The organism is Lentzea sp. NPDC036949, from assembly GCF_055608075.1.
In genome coordinates this window covers 247053-268361 of sequence record NZ_JBVJRA010000009.1, presented here as the reverse complement: position 1 = coordinate 268361, position 21309 = coordinate 247053, and the positions used below count along the sequence as shown (strand labels likewise).

The following is a 21309-nucleotide window of genomic DNA, read 5'->3' as shown; positions in this document are numbered from 1 at the left end:
TCGCCTCGTCCGCTGCCCGCTCGTCGATGTGGTGTGACACCGGAAGGCGCGTCAGTGGTCCGGTCGGACGGCCTTCATCGGATGATCGGCGGGTGCGACCACCAATCCAGCGGGTCTGTGCTGTGGACATCCGTAGTCTTCTTGAGGGCTGTCGGCGATGTGCGTCACTCTCTGCTTGTGAGCGCGCAGCTCATCTGCCTTCGGGGTGGAGCGCCTCGACCCCGTTACCGCTGGTGAACGCCTGTGGTCTTTCGGTGATCGCTGCTCCTGCGGCATACCTGTGGACTTCCGCAGGTATGCCGTCGTGAAGCTGTTTAGCCTCATTCGCGTGCCGTTCGAAGGGTGATGCCCCTTCCGAGAAATCGCCGCCGAACGACCCGTGGGGTGTCGTCCGGAGGGTGCGGCAGAAGACTGCAAGTCACTCGATGTTCACCATTTTGTGGTGCACGGTGAATGTGGTCCGCAGGGATGCCGCAACACAGACGCGGCGGCGACACCGCCGTCGTGAAGAATTCGGAGATGTGCGGGTGCCCGATCCCGCCCCAGCACCTCCCTGGCCCGTGGAAGGATTCATCGCGCCGGTCCGAGGAGTTCCTTCTGCGCGACGATGGGCAGTGCTCACCGATTTCCGGCAGGTGCGCACCGGCCGCCGGGATCTTCGCCGGTGTGCTCGGCTGGAACGACGGCAGCCGACGGTGAGAGTACCCGGCGTCAACGGCGCGAAGGGCTCCGGTCCCGCCTGCCGGAACGAGCGCTCGTGGCGGTACGCGCACCACTGACATCCTGTCGAGCAAGCGACCTCCTGGCTTCGTCCGGAGCCTGCCCCGGTCCCCCGCCGGGTGCTTTGAAACCCGTTTTCCCGCTCCACGCTAAGGATCTCATCGTGTCTTGTTCGTCGTCTTCCTCGCCGGTCTTCCTGTTCCCGGGACAGGGCGGGTACCTGCCCGGTGGTCTTTCACGCGTGTGCGCCGACCGCTCACTGCCGGCCGTTGTCGGTCAGGTGGACGCGATCTCCCTCCGGCACGGCGGCCCCACGATCTCCACCCTGCTGGAGAGCGCGGACGCGCCGACCCTGGACGTGCTGCTGGCCAGTGACGTCCCTGCTCTGAGCCTGGCCATCTTCGCCACCGAACTGGCGGTCCTGGACCTGGCCCGTGAGCTCGCCGGCGTCACACCGGCTCTCGTGATCGGTCACAGCTTCGGCGAGTTCGCCGCGCTGACCGCCGCGGGAGCGCTCGACCTGGCGGACGGGGTCCGGCTCGTGATCGCGCGTGACCGTGCGCTGCGCGCCTCGCGCGACACCGAGGGAGGAATGGTCGCGCTGCGCGTCGGACGACAGCGGGCGAGCGCTGTCGTCGGCTCTCTCGCTGACCGCGGCCTGGCGGTCGCTGCCCACAACGGGTACGACCAGGTCGTGGTCTCCGGCCCGCACGAGTCGCTGGACCGGCTGACGGCGCTGGCCGGCCTGCTCGGGATCGAAGCGACGCGCCTGCGCGTCCCGTACCCGTTCCACAACCGGCTGCTGGCGGAGGCGAACCGGTTGTTCGAGGCGGAGGTGGCCGAGGTCCGGGTGCGCGCACCGCGAGTGCCGATGTACTCGCCGGTGCTGGGCCGTTACGTCGAGACCGAGCAGGACGGCCGCGAGATCCTGACCAGCCACCTCGAACGGGAGGTCGGCTTCCTGCAGGCCCTGGTGTCGGTGCGGGGTGACGGGTACGCGCACTTCCTCGAGTGCGGAGCGCGCGCCGCACTGACCGACCTCGTGGGTGCGTGCCTGCCCGGCGTGCAGACCGCGGCACCGCTGCGACAGCGCCGGACCCTCGACGAGCTGCGTGGCGCGTTCGCCACGTCCTCCAGCTCTGAGGCCGCGTCGAACGGGGCGCCGGTCGCGCAGGCCGGGTCGAACGGATCGTCGGTCATGCAGGCCGGTTCGAACGGGTCGTCCATTGCGAGCGCTGGTTCGAACGGGTCGCCGGTTGCGGGCGCTGGTTCGAACGGGTCGCCGATCACGAGCGCCCGAGCGGACGCGGCACCGGTCGAGCCCGCCCGAACGGGCACGCACCAGGTGCAGCACACCGCGGTTCCCGCCGCTGCCGTCCCCACGACGGCACCCGAGCCCGCAGAACCCGCGCCGTCCGGGGGCGCGGACGTTCCAGGCTTGGTGGACGAGCTGCGCACCCTCTACGCCTCCGCCGTCGGCTATCCGGAGGAAGTGTTCGAAGCCGACATCGAGCTCGAGGCGGACCTGGGGATCGACTCCATCCGGCAGACCGAGCTGCTCCAGCGCGCCCGCCAGAAGTACGACCTCCCCGAGGCCGACATCCGGATCACCGACTACACCACCCTGGAGTCGATCGCCGAGCTGCTCACCCAGCTCGGTGCCGGGCGGGTGAAGGCGTGAACAGTCCACGCAGCGGTGCTTTCGCCGACCGGATCTGCCTGGTGACGGGAGGCTCGAAGGGGCAGGGCCGGGCCATCGCGCGCGAGCTGGCCCGCGGTGGCGGCCATGTGATCGTGAACTGGTTCCACGACATCGACGCCGCGCGGCAGACCGTGGCGGACATCCTCGCGGACGGCGGTTCCGCGGAGCACCTGCGGGCCAGCGTGGCCAAGCAGGACGCGGTCGAGGAGATGTTCGCCGACGTCGCGCGCCGGCACGGGCGGCTCGACGTGCTGGTCAACAACGCCGCCCGCGGAGTGTTCGAGCCCGGTCACGTGCTCACCGACCGCGACTGGGAAAGGGCGATCGACACCAACGTGCACGGCCCGCGCCGTTGCTGCCGTGCCGCCTTCCCGCTCATGAAGGACCGCGGCGGCGCGATCGTGAACCTGGGTTCGATCGGCACCAGCGTCGTCATCGACAACTACAGCTGCGTGGCGGTGTGCAAGGGGGCCCTCGAACAGCTGACGAAGTACCTGGCCGTGGAGTTCGGGCCGCACGGCATCCGGGTGAACATGGCGTCCGCGGGAATGCTCGTCAGCGAGACGGTGAAGTTGTTCCCCCGCAGTGAAGAGGTCCTGGAGGCCACGGTCGCGGGAACTCCGCTCGGCCGCCTGGGCACGGTCGAGGAACACGCGAAGCTCGTGGCCTTCCTCGCCTCGCCAGAAGCGTCGTGGATCACGGGGGAGAACGTCGTCAACGACGGCGGGATCCGGCTGGGCGGTGCGCTGATCCGCGCCGGGGGCACGTGGGGCGACGCCCCGCGGCCGACGGCGGACGTCGTCGAGCCCAGCGCGTCGGGGGTGCCGGTTCGCGATGTGCCGGTTCGCGCCGCCGACAGTGCGCCTGCCCGCGCTTCGGACACCACGCCCACCCGCACGTCGGACGATGTGCCTGCCCGCACGTCGGACGGTGCGCCCGCTCGCGCCACCAACAATGCGCCTACCCGCGCCTCCGACAATGCGCCTGCCCGCACCTCGAGCCGCGCCGCGGAACCCACGCCCGGCCGTGAGGGTGACGACGATGCCATTGCCGTCGTCGGGATGGGACTGGTCGTCCCCGGTGCGGAGTCACCCGAGCAGTTCTGGGAACTGCTGCGCGCCGGCGAGCCCGCGTTCAGCGAACCGGGGGACCGCTATCCGCTCGACACCTTCTGGGCCGCCGATCCCGGCGACCGCGACCGCACGTACGCGCGCACCGCGGGCTTCGTCCGGATGGGGCGGCACGAGGACGTCGCTCCCGACGCCAGCCTGTCGTCGTCCTGGCTGCGCCACGCCCTGGGGCAGGCGTTGCCGGACGGTCCGTCGTCCCGTTCCTCGCTGTTCATCGGTGCCTGCTCCGACGGCGACCAGCACTTCGAGCAGGCCATGGTGGTCGAGGGGTACGCCCGCATGCTCGCCGAGGCCTGGCCGACGCCCGCGGGCCCGGACGCGGAGCGGCTGCGCTCCCTGCTGCGCGAGCGCTACCGGCTGGCCGCGGGCAACCCGGAAAGCCACCTGCCGGACGGGGTCGTCCGCAACGCCGTGCGCGGCCTGCTGCCGGACACCACGCCCGTGACGATCGTGGACACCGCGTGCTCCTCGTCGCTCTACGCCGTCGACCTGGGTGTGGCCGCCCTGCTGGAAGGCAGCACCGACCTGGCGCTGTGCGGGGGCTACTTCATGGTCACCCCGCGGTTCAACGTGCTGTTCAGCAAGCTCGGTGGTCTCAGCCACCGGGGAGCGGTCAACGCGTTCGACGGCTCCGCGGACGGCACGCTCTTCTCCGACGGCGCGGCGGTGGTGGCGCTGCGCCGGCTGGGTGACGCCCGCCGCGACGGCCAGCAGGTGCTCGGCGTGCTGGCGGGGTTCGGTGCCGCGGCCGACGGCAGGGGCAAGGCCATCGCCGCCCCCAACCACCGCGGGCAGGAACTGGCGATCGCACGCGCCGGGCACGGGCAGGAGCACGCCCCGGTCTGGGTGGTCGGGCACGGTACCGGCACCAGGGCGGGCGACGAGGTCGAGCTGGCCGCGCTGGACCGGTCGGCGGCCGGCCGGGAAGTGTTGTGCACCAGCAACAAGTCCCTGATCGGGCACACGGGGTGGGCCGCAGGCGCGGTGTCGGTGATCCACGCGCTGCTCGCTCTGCGCCACGGTGTGGTCCCCGCTCAGCGGCCACGACCCGGCGCGGCGGCGACCGCGGAACACGTCACCGTCCCCGCGCAGGACACGCCGCTGCCCGCCGGACCGCGCCTGGTCGGCGTCTCCGGGTTCGGGTTCGGCGGGACCAACGGGCACCTGCTGCTGCGTGACGAGCCCGGCCCCGGCGAGCCCGTGCCCACCTCCCGGCCGCCGGCGAAGGACGACCGCGTCGTCCTGGTCGCGTGGAGCGCCCACCTGCCGGGTGCGCCGACCTCGGCCGAAGTCGCGACGCGCCTGGGCGAGGGGCGTGCGCCCGCTGACGACGCGGCCTTCCCGATGCCCTACCCGGCGCCGGAGTGGAAGGTGAGCAGGCTGCCCGCCGCGGTGTCGGACGCCATCGACCGCACCCAGCTGATGGCGCTGGACGTGGCCGAACGCTTCCTGGTCGAACACGGGCAGCTGTGGGAAGGCCGCGAGGAGACCACCGGTGTCATCGCCGCGCACTACGGACCGACCCTGTCCTGGTACCAGTCGGCGCTGCGCTGCTACGCCGACGACCTGCTCGCCGTCACGCCGGGTGAGCTCGACGCGGACGAGTTCGCGGAGGCCGCGCGAGCCGTGGGCCGCGCGGTGCGGGCAGGAACCCCCGAGTCCACCCCGGACACCCAGCCCGGTCTGATGGGCAACGTCATCGCGTCGCGCATCGCCAACCGCCACAACCTCAACGGTGCGGTGCAGCTCGCCGACGCCGGGCCGGACGCCACCGCGCACGCGGTCCAGACGGCGGTGCGGCACCTCCTCGGCGGAGCGCTGGACCTGGCGCTCGTGCTCAGCCTCAACGGCAACAGCACCGACGAGCTGCGCACCCTGCTCGGTCGCGGCCCCCTCGGCGAAGGCGCCTTCCTGTTCGCCCTGGCGCGGGAGAGCACCGCCGCCGCCGCCGGATGGCCCGTGCTCTGCCAGGTCTCGGTCGCCACCGGCGGCGCCGGGACCCGAGCCCCACGGCCGCTGGACTACCTCGGTGCCAACGGCGCGTGCGACCTCGTCGGCGAGCTCGCCCGACTGGGGAATACCCCCCACGTGATCGGTGCCGGCCCTTCGGCGCCCGGGATCGTGCTGACACCACACCGGGCCACCCGGCCGGCGCCGCGCAACGAGCGCTACGTCTGCACCTACGTCGAAGAGCCGGCTTCCGGCGCCGAGTGGACCACCGCTCCCGGACCGGACTGGCTCGTCGTCGTGCAGCCGGGGTGCGAGGAGTCGGTGCCCGCACACGTGCGCGCGTCCGGTGCTCACATCCACGTGCTGGACGAGACCGCACCGGTCGAGGCCCAGTTCCCCGACGCCGCGACGGGCGCTGGCCGGTTCAGCCACGTCCGCCTCTTCGCCTCCACCGGTGGTCCGGCGCCCGGCGACACCGTTGCGGAAGGGACTCTCCGCGCGCACGAAGCACTGTTCCTCGCGGCGAAGTCCTGCCGCGACCGGATCGACGCCGGTGGCTCGCTCGGCGTGCACCTCGTCGACGAGCTGCGCAGCGGAGTCCCGCACTCCTCCGCCGGCCTGTTCACCGGCATCGTCAGCAGCCTCGCCTGGGACCTCCGCGGGGCGCGGCTGGCCGTGGTGATCAGCTCGGAGACCGGCGCCTGGGACACCCTGAACCGGGAACTGGCCGGCTACCGCGGCTACCCGGCGGTGCTCCACCACGACGGTGTGCGGCTGCGCACCAAGCTGGTGCCCGCACCGCTCGACCTGAGCTCGAACGTGTCGCCGCTGCGGCCGGGGTCGGTGGTCGTGGTCACCGGCGGCGCGCGGGGCATCACGGCGGCCTGCGCGAAGGAGCTCGCCTCCCGGACGCCGTTGCGGTTGTGGCTGCTGGGCTCGTCGCGGCTGCAGGACGTGCCCGAGGACCTGCTGTACGCGGGCGACGAGCAACTTCCCGGCCTGCGGGCGAACTTCCTCAAGACCGAACGCGCCCGCACCCCCGGTGCCACGGTGCGGGAGGTCATGGCCCGGTTCGACCGCCTGCTCAACGCCCGCGAGTCGCAGCGGAACCTGCGGGAACTGCGCGCGCTCTGCGGTGAGGACGCGGTCGACTACCTGACCTGCGACCTCACCGACGCCGAGGCCGTCCGCTCGGCCGTCGAGACGATCCGGCAGGTCACCCCGGACGTCGACCTGCTCGTGCACGGCGCCGGCCTGCACAACGGCGGCGACATCTCCCGGCTGACGGTCGACGGGCTGCGGCACGTCCGCGGGGTCAAGGTCGACGGGTACCGCAACCTCAAGGCCGCGTTCGGCACCGCCCAGCCCGCCCAGTGGTGCAACTTCGGCTCGGTGGCCGGCCTCGTGGGGCTGCCCGGCGAGACCGACTACGCGCCCGGCAACGACTTCCTCCACGGCGCGGCCCGCCAGGCGGCACTGGTCCGCGGCGCGGACGAGCGCACGCTGATCTGGCCGATCTGGGCGGAGATCGGCATGGGCGGATCGGAACTGATGCAGGGCAACAACGAACGAGCGGGGATCATGGCTCCGCTCGCCCCGGCCGAGGGCGTGCGGCACCTGGCCGCCGAGCTGTGCACGCCGTCGGTCGCCCAACCGCTGGTGGCGTTCCTCAACGCGAAGGAACGCGCGACCTTCGGCGAGCAGTTCCCCGGCTTCGTGCACCCGGTACCGGAGCGCACCCGGTGGATGCTCGGCACCCCGCACCGCACCACCCGCGGCACCACCCAGTGGCTGCTGGACCTCGGCGAGCGCACCGCGGGGTTCCTGGTCGACCACACGGTGAACGGCAAACCGACCATGCACGGCACCGGCCTGGCCACCATCGCGGCCGAAGCGGCGACCGCGGTGGTACCCGGCTTGCCCGTCCGCACCCTGGAGAACCTGCGGTTCTCGGCGTTCGTCGCGCCGAAGGCCGGGCCGGGCAACCCCTACCGGGTGACGGCGCGGCTGGACGGCCCTGACCGCGTGCACGTCCGGATCACCAGCGACGTGGTGGACCGGCGTGGCCGGGTGCTGCGCGCGGACCGCCAGCACTTCGCGTGCGACGTGGTGCTGGGCACCCTTCCGGTCCCGCCGCTCGCCAGGAACGTCGTCACCGACCGGCCGTCGGAGGACCCCTACTACCGCGATGACAGCGCCGTGGTCCTGCGCGGGGTCTACCGCGCGAGCACCGACGGCAGGGAGGGCCCGGACGGCACCAGCTCCCGCTGGGTGCTGGTCCCGCCCGCCACCGAAGCCGACCGCGCACTCCTGGAGAACCCGCCGGTTCCCACGGTGATGCTGGACGCACTGGCCCGGACCCGGTTGCTGCGCACCGACGGCAACGGCGTCCACCTGGTGGCGGTACCCCGCTTCATCGACCGCATCGAGTTCTTCGCGACGGGCAGCGACGCGGCGGTGAGCAAGTCCAACCCGGACGGAATCCTGCTCATCCACGTCGACGACGCGAACGTCGAGGAGGCGGTGAACGTGGACGGCCGGGTCCTCATCCGCATCTCCGGTTGCGAGACGTTCGACGTCGGCGACACCAGCTGAGCGTGGCGCCCCGACCACCTCGGTCGGGGCCGTCACGGCATCCGGCCCGACCCGGATGCCCGGCCCCACCGGCCCGGCGGCTGAGGTCGTCGCGCCGGTGGGCTCCGCGCTCGTCATCATCGCCCGGCCGCACCCGCCCTGCGGCCGGCTCCCGGAGCTGGCTGGGAGACCCCGTGAGATCGAGGCGGCTTGACCGAAATCTGTGAGGTAGCAAAATGACGCGTTTGAGTTCTGGTAGCCCGGACAACGACGTCGCCGTCGTGGGTCTGGGCATGAGGTTGGCCGGTGGCATCTGCGAACCGGCGGACTTCTGGGCCGGCTTGATCGCGGCACGCAGTGAGGTCGGGGACCTCCCCCGCGACCGGTGGTCGTCGTACCCGGCACACGGTCCGGCGGCCGCCGCCGCGGTGGACCGGGCGGTCAGCCGTGCCGCCTACCTGGAGGACGCCGCGAGCTTCGACGCCGAGTTCTTCGGCGTCACACCCAGAGAAGCGGTCCTGATGGACCCGCAACAGCGCCTGGTGCTGGAAGTGGTGTGGGAAGCACTCGAACACGCCGGAATCCCGCCTCTGTCGCTCGCCGGCAGCAACTCCGCCGTGCTGATCGGCGTGGGTGGCGGTGAGTACGGGCAGATGCTGCTGAACGATCCCGAGCGGATCGGTCCGTGGAGCAGCATCGGCGGCGCCTACTGCGCCGTCGCGAACCGGGTTTCGTACTTCCTCGACCTGCGCGGTCCGAGCCTGGCGCTGGACTCCGCGTGCTCGTCCTCGCTCGCGGCGATCCACTTCGGACGGCAGGCGCTGCTCTCCGGGGAGTGCGACGTCGTGATCGCGGGCGGGGTGAACCTGATCGCCGCACCCGCGCAGACCCTGTCGCTGGGCGCGTCGGGAGCGTTGGCCGCCGACGGCAGGAGCAAGCCGTTCGCCGCCTCCGCCAACGGGTACGGGCGCGGCGAGGGTGCCGGTGTCGTGGTGCTCAAGCGGCTGGACCACGCCCGGCGTGATGGCAACAACGTCCTGGCCGTCGTCCGTGCGAGCGCGGTGCGGCAGGACGGCCGCACCAACGGGATCATGGCGCCCAACGGCGTCGCACAGCAGGAGATGCTCCGATCCGTCTACACCGGCGCCGGCATCGATCCGTCCGCTGTGGACTACCTGGAAGCGCACGGCACCGGCACGCCTCTAGGCGATCCGACGGAGGCGGCCGCGGCCGCTGCCGTCCTCGGAGCCGGCCGGGCACCGGACTCGCCTCTGCTCATCGGATCGGTGAAGGGCAACGTGGGGCACCTGGAGGCGGGTGCAGGGGTGGTCGGCATCATCAAGACTGTGCTGGCCATGCGTGCCGGTGTCCTGCCGCCCACGGTGGGAGCGCGGGACGGTGTCAACCCCGCGGTCGAGGCGGAGCGGTCGGTCAAGGTGGTGACCGAGCCGACCACCTGGCCGGAGGTCGCCGGAAAGCCGAAGCTGGCCGGTGTGTCCAGCTTCGGCTACGGGGGCACCATCGCGCACGTCTGCCTGGCAGAAGGCGACCCGCTGGAACCACACGGGGAGCCGGACGTCACCGGCGCCCCGTCCCTGCTCGTCCTGTCCGCCGCCACCCAGGAGGCGCTCGCACCGACGGTGTCCAGGCTCGCGGACGCGCTGGAGACGGGGGAGCAGGACGTCGGCGCGGTGGCGGCCACGCTGGCGCTGCACAGGTCGCACCTGCCGTGGCGGACCGCTGTGGTCGCCACCGATCGCGGCGAGGCGGTCGACCGCCTCCGGGCGTGGTCCGCGACCGAGAAGGTGCCGGGGGTGGTGCACGGCAGGGCGACCGAGCAGGCCGCCGGACCGGTGTTCGTCTTCTCCGGCCACGGTTCCCAGTGGGCGGGCATGGGACATGAGCTGCTCCGGTCGAGCACACCGTTCGCGGCCCTGTGCGAGCGACTCGACCCGGTGTTCCGCGAGGAGGCCGGGTACTCGCTGATCACCGAGATCGACGAGGGGGACTGCACGCGGACGGACCGCATCCAGGCGACGTTGTTCGCCATGCACCTGGGCCTGGCCGAGGTGTGGCGGTCCTGGGGTGTCGAACCGGTGGCGGCACTCGGCCACTCGATGGGCGAGATCGCCGCGGCGGTGACCGCGGGCGTGTGGAGCGCGGAAGACGCCGCCCGGTTCGCCTGCCGCCGCGCGGCACTGCTCGGGACCGTGGCGGGACGCGGTGCCATGGTCCTGCTCGACGTGCCGTTCGACGAGCTGGAGGAACGGCTCGCGGGCAAGTCCGGCCTGACGGCGGCGATCGAACCGGCCCGCGGGTGGTCCGTGCTGGCGGGCGACGTGGCCGCGGTGGAGGAGTGCACGACCGTGCTGGCCGAAGAGGGCCGCGTGGTTCGCCGGGTGGCTTCCGACGTCGCTTTCCACAGCTCGCACATGGACGGGCTCGTCGACGACCTCGGCGCCGCTGTGCACGGCCTGTCGATCGGCCCGCCGTCGTTGCGGCTGTACGGCACGATCTTGGACGACCCGCGTTCCGGCGCACCACGGGACGCCGGTTACTGGCAGCAGAACCTCAGGCGCCCCGTGCGGTTCGCGGCGGGTGTGGAAGCAGCGGTCCACGATGGACACCGCCACTTCCTGGAGATCTCACCGCATCCCGTCGTCGTCCACAACATCGCTCAGATCGCGGAGTCGCTGGCCGTTCCGGCGGTCACCGCGGCGCACTCGCTGCGTCGCGCGCAGCCGGCGCTCCCGGAGCTCACGGCACAGCTGGGCAGGCTGCACTGCGCCGGAGTCGACGTCGACTGGCGAGCCCGCTGGCCCCGCTCGGCGGCGGTCGCGTTGCCGCGCACGGCGTGGCAGCACAGCCGGTACTGGCTTCCCGAGGCGCCCCTGGACCGGGGGACAGGAGGCCACGACCCGGAGTCCTTCACCCTGCTCGGTTCCCGGCTGACCGCTGCCACCGTGCCGCCTTCTGCCGTGTGGCAGACGACCCTGTCGCCTGAGAACAGGCCGTACGACGCCCCGCACACCGTGCACGGCGTGGACATCGTTCCCGCCGCCGTGCTGTTGTGCACGCTCGCCGACGCGATCACGGGTGCTGCCGACAAGCCGCGCCACCTCCGCGACGTCGTCCTGCGCACCCCTCTGCCGGCCGAGCAGGACCGCGCCGTCCAGGTCGTCCGCCAGGACGGCAGGGCGGTGCTCTCCTCCCGTCTGCAGGAGGCGTCCGAAGAGACGTCCTGGACCACGCACACCTCCGCTCGCGACGGCGGTGCCGGCACCGTGCGCGCCGACGCGGCCGAGGTCGTCGGAGACCCGGTGCTGCCGATGCTCCCCGTCGGCACCGACGAGGTGCTCGACCTGCTCCGGCCGCTGGGGGTGTCAGGTCTGGCCTTCGACTGGCAGGTGGACCACCTCCGGCACGACGACGACGTGGTGCACGCGACCGTGTCGACGCCCGGCCGTGCGTCCCACTGGGCCGTGGTCCTCGACGCCGCCACCACGCTGTCCTCGCTTCCGCTGGCCCGGCAGGGCATCTACCGCATGCCCGCCTCCATCGAGTCGGTCGAGTGGACCGGTCCCGCTCCGTCGTCGGTCCACCTGGTCGCACGCCTGCGCAGCGGTACCACCGACACCATCGACCTGGACCTCCAGGGGACCGGCGGACAGTCGTCCGCCAGGGTCACCGGGCTCCGGTTCGGCGTTCTCGACGCGGACCAGACGCTGATCGCCGACCCGAGGACCTTCCTGCACGGGCTTTCCTGGCAGCCGCTGGAGGTCCCGGCCGTCGAGACGCCCGCGGCCACGGTCACGCTGGTCTCGACCGAACCCTCGGCGACCGCGGAACAGCTCGCGGAGCACCTCGTGCGGGCCGGTCTGCCGTGCACGCTCGTCAAAGCCGCACAGGACATCTACCCGCCCGCGGGCGACGGGCCGCACCACGTGGTGTACCTGGCCCCGTACTCCGGACCGGGACAGGAGTACGACGCCACCGTCCGCCACCTGACCGATCTCGCCGACGTGACCCGGTCCGCGGCCGAGGCCGACCGGCCGGGAACCAGGTTGTGGGTCCTCACCAGGGAAGCCCTGGCCTGCACCACGTCCTCCGGTCTCGCGCATCGGCCCCTGTGGGGAGCCGCACGGGTGATCGCCTCCGAACACCCGGAGCTGCGCGGTGGCGTGCTCGACCTGGAGGGAGGCGACGACGACGCCGCGTTCGAGCTGGTGGCGCGAGTCCTCAACGAACCCCCCGCGGAGGACTGGCTGGTCGTCAGGAACGGTGAACTGCTCGCCGGTCGCGTCGTTCCCCGCCCGGACCGCGCCCAGACCCCGCCGGTGCCCCTGCGACCCGACGCCACCTACGTGGTCACCGGCGGTCTCGGGGCACTCGGGCTGGAGGCGGCGCGGCACCTCGCCTCACGGGGCGCCCGCCGGCTGGTCCTGACCAGCCGGCGTGGACTGCCGCCGCGTTCCACCTGGGAGGAGCAGCACGACGACGCGACCCGGCGCGCCATCGGCGTCGTCGAGGAGCTTGAGGGCCAAGGGGTGAACGTCCTCCCGCTCGCCTTGGACGTGACCGACGCCGACGCCGCACGAGCGGTGCTGACACCCGACTTCCTGCGCATGCCGCCCATCCGAGGCGTGGTCCACACGGCCGGAGCCGTGCACGGCCGCCTGGTGGACGACCTGGACGAGGAGTCGATCCGGGAGACGCTGCACGCCAAGGTGCTGGGTGCGGTGGTGCTGCACGAGCTGTTCCCGCCGGGGAGCATCGACGAGATGGTGCTGTTCTCCTCCACCGCACCGCTGGTCGTGCTGCCCGGTTGCACCGCTTACGCCGCGGCCAACTCGTTCCTGGACGGCCTGGCCGCACACCGCCGGCACCGAGGCGGGAACACCACCTCGATCGCCTGGACGGTCTGGCGTGACACCGGCATGGGCAAGCTCAGTGCCGACGGACTGCAGAGCATGGAGGCCCAGGGCTTCGGTGACATCACCCCGTCCGAGGCGCTGCGCGTGTGGAACTGCCTGCACACCACGGATGACGGCTACGCGCTGGTGGTCAGGCCGACCACACCGCCGCCGGGGGGACGTCGCGCGCTGTTCGAACACGTCCGCGACCCGCGGAACGGCGAGTCGCGCGGAGGCTCGGCGGCGGAACCGGTCACCCTGCTGCGGGACCTGCCCGCGGACGAGGTGTCCGACGCGGCGATGGCCGTGATCCGCAGCGTGGTGGCGGCCGAGACCGGTGTGCCGGAACACCGGATCGAACCCGAACGGCCGTTCTCGGACATCGGCCTGGACTCGGTCATGGGCATCGCGATCCGGGGCAAGCTGCAGCAGGGCACCGGAGTCGAGCTGCCCGCGGGCATCCTCTGGACCCATCCCACACCGGCGGCCCTGACCCGCTACCTCGTCACGACGGCGGCGCGGTGAACTCAGAAAGCCGATCACCCCTGCCTCGCGCCGTGGCGTGCGTGTCGTGCGTTCATGATCCCAGACCAATTGTTGAGTCGAGGCCGATCAGTCCATTCGGCTCGTCGATATATGGCACCGCGTGTTGATCCGACTGGAATAATCCGGTTAGGGTCGGCGCGTTCATGAATATTTTCAGAATCCCGGTCATCGGAGGTTCGGATGACGTCTGCGCGCGGTTCCTCGGTGAGCACGGCGTGGGTGGACGAGACGTGTTCCGCGGAAAAGTCCCAGGGGGCGGTTGAAAAGGCGGTGTTGATCATCCGCTACCTGGGGAGGAAGGGCGGGGTCTGCTCCCTGGCCGACATCGCACGGGACCTGCAGCTCGCCAAGACGACCGCTCACCGGCTGCTGCGCACGCTGGAGGCGGAGCAGGCCGTCCGGCGGATCGCCAACGGGTACGAACTGGGCGACCTGCGACTGACAGCGGGGTTGACGAGCGACGACCACGCCCTCTTGCGGCGGCACGCGCTCAAGGGCATGTTGCGCCTGTACGAGCTGACGCACCTGCTGGTGCAGCTCATGGTCGTGGAGGACAACGTGGTCCGCTGCGTGGAGCAGTTCGAGCCTCCCGGTGCCGGCTTGCTGTCCGGTCCGGTCGACTTCGGCCGGTCGTGGTCCGCGCTGGAGACCGCCGCCGGAAAGGCGGTGCTGACGCTGAAGGCGCATCGGAGCTCCTCCGGCCGGCCCGCCTCCCGGGTCGCGCACGACGACGGGGTCACTCACCGGGGTCTGCGCACCTCGGCCGTGCCGGTCGTCGCGGACGGCCCCCTGTTCGCCGCGGTGTCGGTGACCGGGCCGCAGGCGTTCGTCGCGCGGGGGGAGGTCCAGACCGCGCTGGCGCACGTGGCGCGCTTGTACGAGCCGTTGTGCGCAGGTCTGGCGAGCTGAGCCAGGCCTCAGCCGAGGTCGCGCAGCACGGCGCAGACGATCCTGGTGAGGTGCTCGACCAGGGGGTCGACGGGATCGGTCAACCCCCTGGTCACCCATTCGGTCACCACCTGGGAGATCCCGGAGACGAGCGCCAGCGAGGCCCGCTGGAACAGCACCCGGTCGTGCTGGGGGCCGACGACCCCGCGGACCAGGCGGCCGAAGAACTCCGCCTGCCTGCGCATGGACTCCCGGCGCAGTGACTCGAGGCGCGGCACGTCGATGTAGATGATCCGCGCCCGCTGCGGGTGTTCCGACAGCATGGTGACCAGCGCCTTCATCATCGGGAAGATGAGCTCGCGCGGACCGGACGGGTTGCGCGGCGAGGCCTCGACCATGCCTTCGAGCAGCCACCTGTTCTGCTCGGTGTGCACCTGGAACACCAGGTCACCGCGATCGGTGAAGTGCTCGTAGAAGTAGCGCTTCGACACCTGCGCGCGAACGCACACGTCCGCGACCGTGACGTCGTCGTACGCGCGCGCCGAGAACAGCTCCAACGTGGCCTCGACCAGTCGTTCCCGTCGCTGAGCTGACCGTTCGAGGCGGGACCTTCCGCCGTAGGAGTCTCCTCGTGGCTTCATCGGCGCGGTGCCCGGTGTCCTTCCCGGCTCGAAGTGGTCCTCACGCTCAGTACCTATCACCGGCGGCGAATCTGCGCCACCCGCGTTCCGGACCGCGGAGCCGCGCGCGGTCGTCGCACTGCGTCATCAGTCGGGAACGTCGGCGTTCTGGTTTCTTGCTGCAACGGGGTTCTGGATAGGAATCTTGATAGCCCTAAAGGGTGAATCTCCGTGTCAATTGGAATCAGCGTAACGCCTGGACCAGGCAGTTCAATCAAGAACGTTCACGTTCCAGACCTTGCGCAGCCCTCCGGTGGCGGACATACTGTCGTGAACCGGCAACCGGAGGGTGAGTGAAACCGACGGTCGCGTTTTTGGCGACCGGTGATGTCGTCGAATGCGAAGGTGTCGATTTCGGCCAGCCCGGTGCCGCGACGTGAATGGTGGTCTTCGTGGGCAACAGGGTGGAGCTCAGGCATCTGCGATATTTCGCCGCGGTGGCCGAGACGTGTCATTTCGGTCAGGCCGCGAAACGGCTCAACATGGCCCAGCCCGCGCTGTCGAACGCGATCAAACAATTGGAGGACGAACTCGGCGTCAGCCTCCTGGTCCGCACCACGCGGCGGGTGGAGCTCACCGAGGCCGGCAAGTTCTTCCTCGACGAGGCGCTGCACACGCTGGGGCGTGTCGACGCCGGCATCCACGGTGTCAGGCTGCTGAACGAGGGGCAGTCCGGACTCGTGCGCATCGGGCTCACCTGCTCGGTCACCTTCGCGCACATGCCGTTCCTGATCCAGTCGATCCGCAGGGAGCTGCCCGGCGTCGAGTTCGAGGTGCACTCGGACCTCTCGACAGAGGAGCAGTGCGTCAGGCTCCGTGACCAGACGCTCGACCTCGGGGTCGTGCACCCGCCGGTTCCCGACGGCGTGGAACTGATCCCGATCTGCGAGGAGCCCTTGATCGTCGTCCTCCCGCTCGACCACCCGCTCGCGGAGAAGAAGTCGGTCGGCATCGCGGACCTGCGGGACGAGTCCTTCATCACCGGGGCGAAGCCGGAGACGGGCATAGCCAACGCGGTGATGAAGATGTGCCTGAACGCCGACTTCAGCCTGCGGAAGAAGCACGTGGTCTCGAACATGCCGACTCTCCTCGCACTGGTCGCCTCCGGTCTCGGGATCGGCGTGGTGCCGGACGCCGCCCGCTCGGTCCCCGTCCCGGGCGTGACGTTCCGCCCGCTCAGCGAAGCGCCGATGGTGCCGGTGGCCCTGGCGTGGCTCAGGTCGAAGCAGTCCCCGGTGCTCGCCGACGTGGTGAGGACGTTCGAGGGCCTTCTGTCGAAGGTGTAGTCCCGGACTCGACCTCACTTTCGTTCTCCGGCAAGGCTTTCCTCCCCGCTCGTCGGCGGGCGGGAGAGCTGTGCGGTGACCGCCGCGGAGAAGGTGCGGTGCGGCTCGGTCCCTATTTCATTTCACGTTTCCCTCGTGTCCAAGTCCGGTTTTCGACCGGTTTATCGATGTTGCATCATTCGGATTTTAATTCATGAGTGTGCTGCTGTGGTGCTGCAGAGCGGATGTTTGACCGCGAATAATCTGCGCCGGTCTGCGCTGTCGATGCTCCGAACGGCTGGTCTGCTGATGCGCTCGTCACAGGTGTGTCATCTGTCGAGGTCGGCCGCTTGCCGGGCGGTGCACCGAATTGAGAGCGCTAACATTCTCCAGCGGTTGCGGCACCCGGTCGAAGTGGACATACTGTTGCTGGCTGACAACTGAACGTCATCGTTTGGAAGGGCTCGCACCGCAGTTGCGCGGGCGGTTCGAGACTTTCGAACAGGCTGTTTTGTTGCCGGTCGTGGAGTGCGAAGTCGGCGAGCCGTTGTTGTGGCCGGGTGATTGAGGTTGTTGATGGCGAGCAGGGTGGAACTCCGGCACCTCAGGTACTTCGCCGCAGTTGCCGAAACCTGTCATTTCGGTCAGGCGGCCGAAAAGCTGAACATGGCCCAGCCTGCTCTGTCACACGCCATTCGGCAGTTGGAGGACGAGCTCGGCGTGTGCCTTCTGGCGCGGACGACGCGACGGGTGGAGCTCACCGAGGCGGGCCGGTTCTTCCTCGACGAGACCCTGAACACGCTGAGCCGGATCGATGCCGGGGTCGACGGCGTCCGGCTGCTGGGAGAAGGTCAGACGGGACTGCTCCGGATCGCGCTCACGGGATCGGCCGCCTTGGCGCACATGCCGTTCCTCGTCCAGACGATCCGGAAGCGGTTGCCCGGCGTCGAGTTCGAGGTGCACTCGGACCTCTCGACAGAGGAGCAGTGCGTCAGGCTCCGGGAGGAGACGCTCGACCTCGGGGTCGTGCACCCGCCGGTGCACTGCGAGGACGTGGAACTGTTCCCCGTCCGCGACGAGCGGTTGGTCGTCGTCCTCCCCGTCGACCACCCGCTCGCGGAGAGGCAGTCGCTGAGCGTCGCGGCCCTCCGCGACGAAGCCTTCATCACCGAGGTGAAGCCGGAGGCAGGGATTGCCAAGGCGGTGCTGCAGATGTGCCTGAAGGCCGGCTTCAGCCCGAAGCGCAAGCACGTGGTCTCGAACATGCCGACGCTCCTCGCGCTGGTCGCAGCCGGGCTCGGAATCGGTGTGGTGCCGGAGTCCGCCCGTTCCATCCCCTTGTCGGGCATCACGGTCCGGTCCCTCGAGGACGGGGCGAACGTGGGGATCGCCCTGGCGTGGCACAGGTCGCAGTGTTCGCCCCTGATGACCAACGTGCTCAAGGCCTTCGGCGCGCACTGGCCGCAGCGCGAGCAGTGCGATGACACGCGGGCGGCCGGCTGAGCACCCGGACAGAAGCCTTGTCCGCCCCCTTCCCCTTCGTTGCTGCCCAGGCGTCTGCAAGTACCACCAACACTTGATCAAACCGCCGCTAACCCTCCGGTCAGTCGCGTCGAGGCCGCTCTACACCACGAAGTCGTTTTCCCGCAACGGTTGTTCGTCGACGAACGCCCTGCGGTCGACAGGCGACGGCGGGAAGTGCCGCGCGGAAGTCGCTTGTGGACAGTGTCGGCCTGTTGCGGCTCGCGGTCGTCGTTCCGGTAGCTGGAATGTCCGGTTGTGCGACGGCTCCGCGGCTACATACTTGCGACGAAAATCGTTACGCGGACAGGGTGAGAGTGCTTCTCGAGGTGGGAAGTCGCTTCGCCGGCGGCCCACCTCTTCCGGTGAACAGCGCGACCACTTCGGACGGCCGCTGACCTGACCAACGTGGCTGATGACGAGCTCCAACCCACTTCGGCCGAACTAGGGGCGATGACACGATGAGCCCGATCGATTCCGCGACCACCACCCTCGATCTCTCGGCTCCCGTGGAGCTGGTCCACCTGGAGGCCGCGACTCGGCCGATGCGCATCACGTTGCCCGCACAGGTCGTGGCGGACGTCGAGCGCGGGCGGCGCTTCGTCGAGGCGACCCTGGCGCGGTCCGAACGCCCGGTTTACGGTGCCACCACGGGATTCGGGCCGCTGGTCGTCTTCGACGGCCGGGAGAGCAGCACCGCGCAGTGCGACAACGTGTTGCAGCACCTCACCGTCGGACAGGGGCCCGACCTGCCGGTCCCCGTCGCCCGCGCGGCGGTGCTCGTGCGTGCGCGGTCCCTGGCCCGCGGCTTGTCCGGCGCGTCGATGTCCACGGTGAACGCACTGGCCCGGATGCTCGACAGCGGCTTCGCCCCCGCCATACCGACCTGGGGCTCGGTCGGAGCCAGCGGAGACCTGGTTCCCCTGGCGCACGCCGTGCAGAGCCTGCGCGGGCACGGGTACGCCTACTTCGACGGCGATCGGATGCCCGCGGGCGACGCCCTGCGCGCGGCGGGCCTGGCCCCGCTCGAGCTGGACGGCCGGGACGCGCTGGCGCTGGTCAACGGGACGTCGGTGACGACGGCGGCCGCCGGGCTTGCGGTGCTGTCGGCGCAACGTTCCCTGAAGGTCGCGGTCGCGCTGACGGCGGCACTGGCCGACCTGCTCGGTGCGACGCCCGCGTTCCTGGCACCGTCCCTGCTGGAGGCGTTCGGTCATCCCGAGGCCGAAGCGGCCGGCCGTGAGCTGTCGTGGTGGCTCGGGGGAACCACGCCGGTGGCGGGGCGGCCGCTGCAGGAGCCCTACAGCATCAGGTGCGCGCCGCAGCTGCTCGGCGCTGCCCGGTCGGCGGCCGGGTGGTCGGCCCGGACCGTCGCCGACGACCTGCGCGGGGTCAGCGACAACCCGCTGTTCTTCCCGGACGAAGACCTCGTCGCGCACGGGGGGAACTTCTTCGGCCAGCCCGCCGCCTTCGCCGCCGACCTGCTGTCCTCGGCGATGACCCAGGTCGGCAACCTCGCCGAGCGGCAGGTCGACCTGCTGGTGGACCCCGGCCGCAACGGAGGGCGGCCCCCGATGCTCGCGGCCGAGCCGGGCAAGCAGCACGCGGTCCAGGGCTTGCAGGTGCTGGCGACGTCGGTCGTCGTGGCGATGCGCCGGGCGTGCACGCCCGCGGCGATGCAGAGCATTCCCACCAACCTGCACAACCAGGACGTCGTCCCCTTCGGCACCCAAGCCGCGCTGACCGCCTACGAGCAGGCCAACCTCCTGCGGCTGCTGCACGGCTGCCTCGGCGTCGCGGTGCGCCAAGCCGCCCACATCGGTGATCGCGAGCCGACCGCGCCGCACTGCGCGGGCCTGGTCGCGGCGCTGGCCGAGCGGGTCGCGCCGATCACCCACGACCGTCCGCTCGACGAGGACATCCGCGCGGCTGCCGATGCGCTGGACGAGCACGTCGCGGAGGTGCTGTCGTGACCGCTCCGCCGCTGCCCCGGCTCACCGTTCCGCTTCCGCAGAACCCGCTCGCCCCGTGTGCCTGGCACCCCGGTGACGTCGACGAACCCGTCGGCCCGCCGCCGTCCGACAGCGAGGCGGAGTTCGCCTGGTACCGCTGGTTGCTGGGCCACCACGGTGCCTTCTGCGTGTGGCGGCTGCTCTCGGCCGCGCTCGGCCGCGGTGACCTCGACGAGGCCGCTGTCCTGCACGACACCTACTCGGCGCTGCTGCTCTACTCGGGCAGCTGCCGCCCCGAGGTCTACCTCTCGGTCATCCGGCCGCGGATGGCGGCGCGGCACCCGGCGCTGAGCGGGACGTGGGCGCGCGACCACCGCCACGCCGCCGCGCTGCTCGCCGCAGCGCGGCCCGCACCGGGGTCGGCGCTGAGGGCGGCGGTGAAGTTCAACCGCCTCGTGCACATGACGGTGGCCGCCCGGCTCGTGCCGGTCGGCGGGTCGCTGCTGCGCGATGCCGGGCGGGACGTCCACCAGGCGCCCACCGAGGACGAGCAGGCGCTGCTCGACGACTTCTTCCTCGTCGACCGGGCCCAGGTCTGCGCGCACGTCTTCACCGCCGCGCTGCGGGCGCGGGTGGTGGCGCTGCTGGCGGACCTCGCGACGCAGCCGGTGCACGCGATCTACGACCGCGACGCGGTGAACCACTTCCAGACCGACCTTCCGGTGCACATCGCCCGCCTCGTCCCGATCGCCGAGGCGGCTCTCGCGGACGGAGCCCACGCATGACGACAACAGCGGAACAGCCCGACAAGGCGGTGCTGCTCACCCCGCAGGTGCTCGAGTACGTCCGGGGTCAGCTCCCGCCGTTCACCGACGTCCAGCGCGAACTGATCGACGCCACGCTCGCCCTCGGCCAGGTGGCCGAGATGCAGGTGCCGCCGGAACAGGGAGCGCTGCTCACGTTGCTGGCCCGGCTGACCGGCGCCCGCGTGGCGGTCGAGGTGGGGACGTTCACCGGGTACTCGACGCTCGCGCTGGCCGAGGGCGTGGGGCCGACCGGTCGGGTGATCACCTGCGACGTGACCGACCGCTGGGCGGGGATCGCCACCGCCGCCTGGGCCAGGGCCGGTGTCGCCGAGCGGGTGGAACCGCTGCTCGGCCCTGCCGCCGACACCCTGCGCGGCCTTCCGGAAGAGCCGTTCATCGACTTGGCCTTCCTCGACGCCGACAAGGCCGGCTACCGCACCTACTGGGAAGAGCTCGTGCCCCGGCTGCGCCCCAACGGCCTGATCGTGGCCGACAACGTGCTCTACGCCGGCGAGGCGGCCTCACCCGGCGCGGAGGGAAACGCCCGCGCCATCCGCGAGTTCAACGAGCACGTCCGCAACGACGACCGCGTCGAGTCGGTCCTGCTGACCGTCGCGGACGGGCTCACCCTGGCCCGCAAGAAGGGCCCGGGGGAGCGGTGA

Annotated in this window: 10 protein-coding genes; 9 read left to right on the top strand and 1 reads right to left on the bottom strand. The window is 71.1% G+C overall.

What is annotated here, in order from left to right; genetic code table 11:
- Positions 1-883: 883 nt before the first annotated feature.
- The 4 genes from ACZ7CD_RS25785 (at position 884) to ACZ7CD_RS25770 (ending at position 14444) form a co-directional block, all read left to right on the top strand.
- Positions 884-2401, top strand: a complete 1518-nt coding sequence (locus ACZ7CD_RS25785) for an acyltransferase domain-containing protein (RefSeq protein ID WP_470379837.1) — start codon at positions 884-886, stop codon at positions 2399-2401.
- Positions 2398-8097, top strand: a complete 5700-nt coding sequence (locus ACZ7CD_RS25780) for an SDR family oxidoreductase (RefSeq protein WP_470379836.1) — start codon at positions 2398-2400, stop codon at positions 8095-8097. Before ACZ7CD_RS25785 ends, ACZ7CD_RS25780 begins: the two co-directional genes overlap by 4 nt.
- 215 nt (positions 8098-8312) lie before the next feature.
- On the top strand, positions 8313-13514 hold the full coding sequence (locus tag ACZ7CD_RS25775) for a type I polyketide synthase (protein ID WP_470379835.1): 5202 nt from the start codon (positions 8313-8315) through the stop codon (positions 13512-13514).
- Between the two features lie 201 nt (positions 13515-13715).
- The gene (locus ACZ7CD_RS25770; RefSeq protein WP_360384839.1) at positions 13716-14444 is read left to right on the top strand and encodes a helix-turn-helix domain-containing protein; all 729 of its coding nucleotides are present in this window, start codon (positions 13716-13718) and stop codon (positions 14442-14444) included.
- Between the two features lie 8 nt (positions 14445-14452).
- Here ACZ7CD_RS25770 and ACZ7CD_RS25765 read toward each other — a convergent pair whose 3' ends face one another.
- The gene (locus ACZ7CD_RS25765; protein WP_360384837.1) at positions 14453-15064 is read right to left on the bottom strand and encodes a TetR/AcrR family transcriptional regulator; all 612 of its coding nucleotides are present in this window, start codon (positions 15062-15064) and stop codon (positions 14453-14455) included.
- Positions 15065-15495: 431 nt separating this feature from the next.
- On the opposite strand from ACZ7CD_RS25765, the gene ACZ7CD_RS25760 reads away from it, so the two are divergent.
- From ACZ7CD_RS25760 to ACZ7CD_RS25740, 5 genes are all read left to right on the top strand, one after another.
- Positions 15496-16389, top strand: coding sequence for a LysR family transcriptional regulator (locus ACZ7CD_RS25760; protein WP_360384835.1), 894 nt, complete (start codon positions 15496-15498; stop codon positions 16387-16389).
- 555 nt (positions 16390-16944) lie between these two features.
- Positions 16945-17871 carry a LysR substrate-binding domain-containing protein gene (locus tag ACZ7CD_RS25755; RefSeq protein WP_360384833.1) on the top strand — a complete coding sequence of 309 codons (927 nt, stop codon included), beginning with the start codon at positions 16945-16947 and terminating at the stop codon, positions 17869-17871.
- Between the two features lie 479 nt (positions 17872-18350).
- Positions 18351-19862: an HAL/PAL/TAL family ammonia-lyase gene (locus ACZ7CD_RS25750; RefSeq protein ID WP_470379834.1), complete on the top strand. Its 1512-nt coding sequence runs from the start codon at positions 18351-18353 to the stop codon at positions 19860-19862.
- Positions 19859-20626 (top strand): L-tyrosine 3-hydroxylase, encoded by a 768-nt coding sequence (locus tag ACZ7CD_RS25745; protein WP_470379833.1) that lies wholly within the window; start codon positions 19859-19861, stop codon positions 20624-20626. The genes ACZ7CD_RS25750 and ACZ7CD_RS25745 overlap by 4 nt, the downstream gene beginning before the upstream one ends.
- A complete protein-coding gene (locus ACZ7CD_RS25740) occupies positions 20623-21309 on the top strand; it encodes an O-methyltransferase (protein WP_360384827.1) in 687 nt (228 codons plus the stop codon). Before ACZ7CD_RS25745 ends, ACZ7CD_RS25740 begins: the two co-directional genes overlap by 4 nt.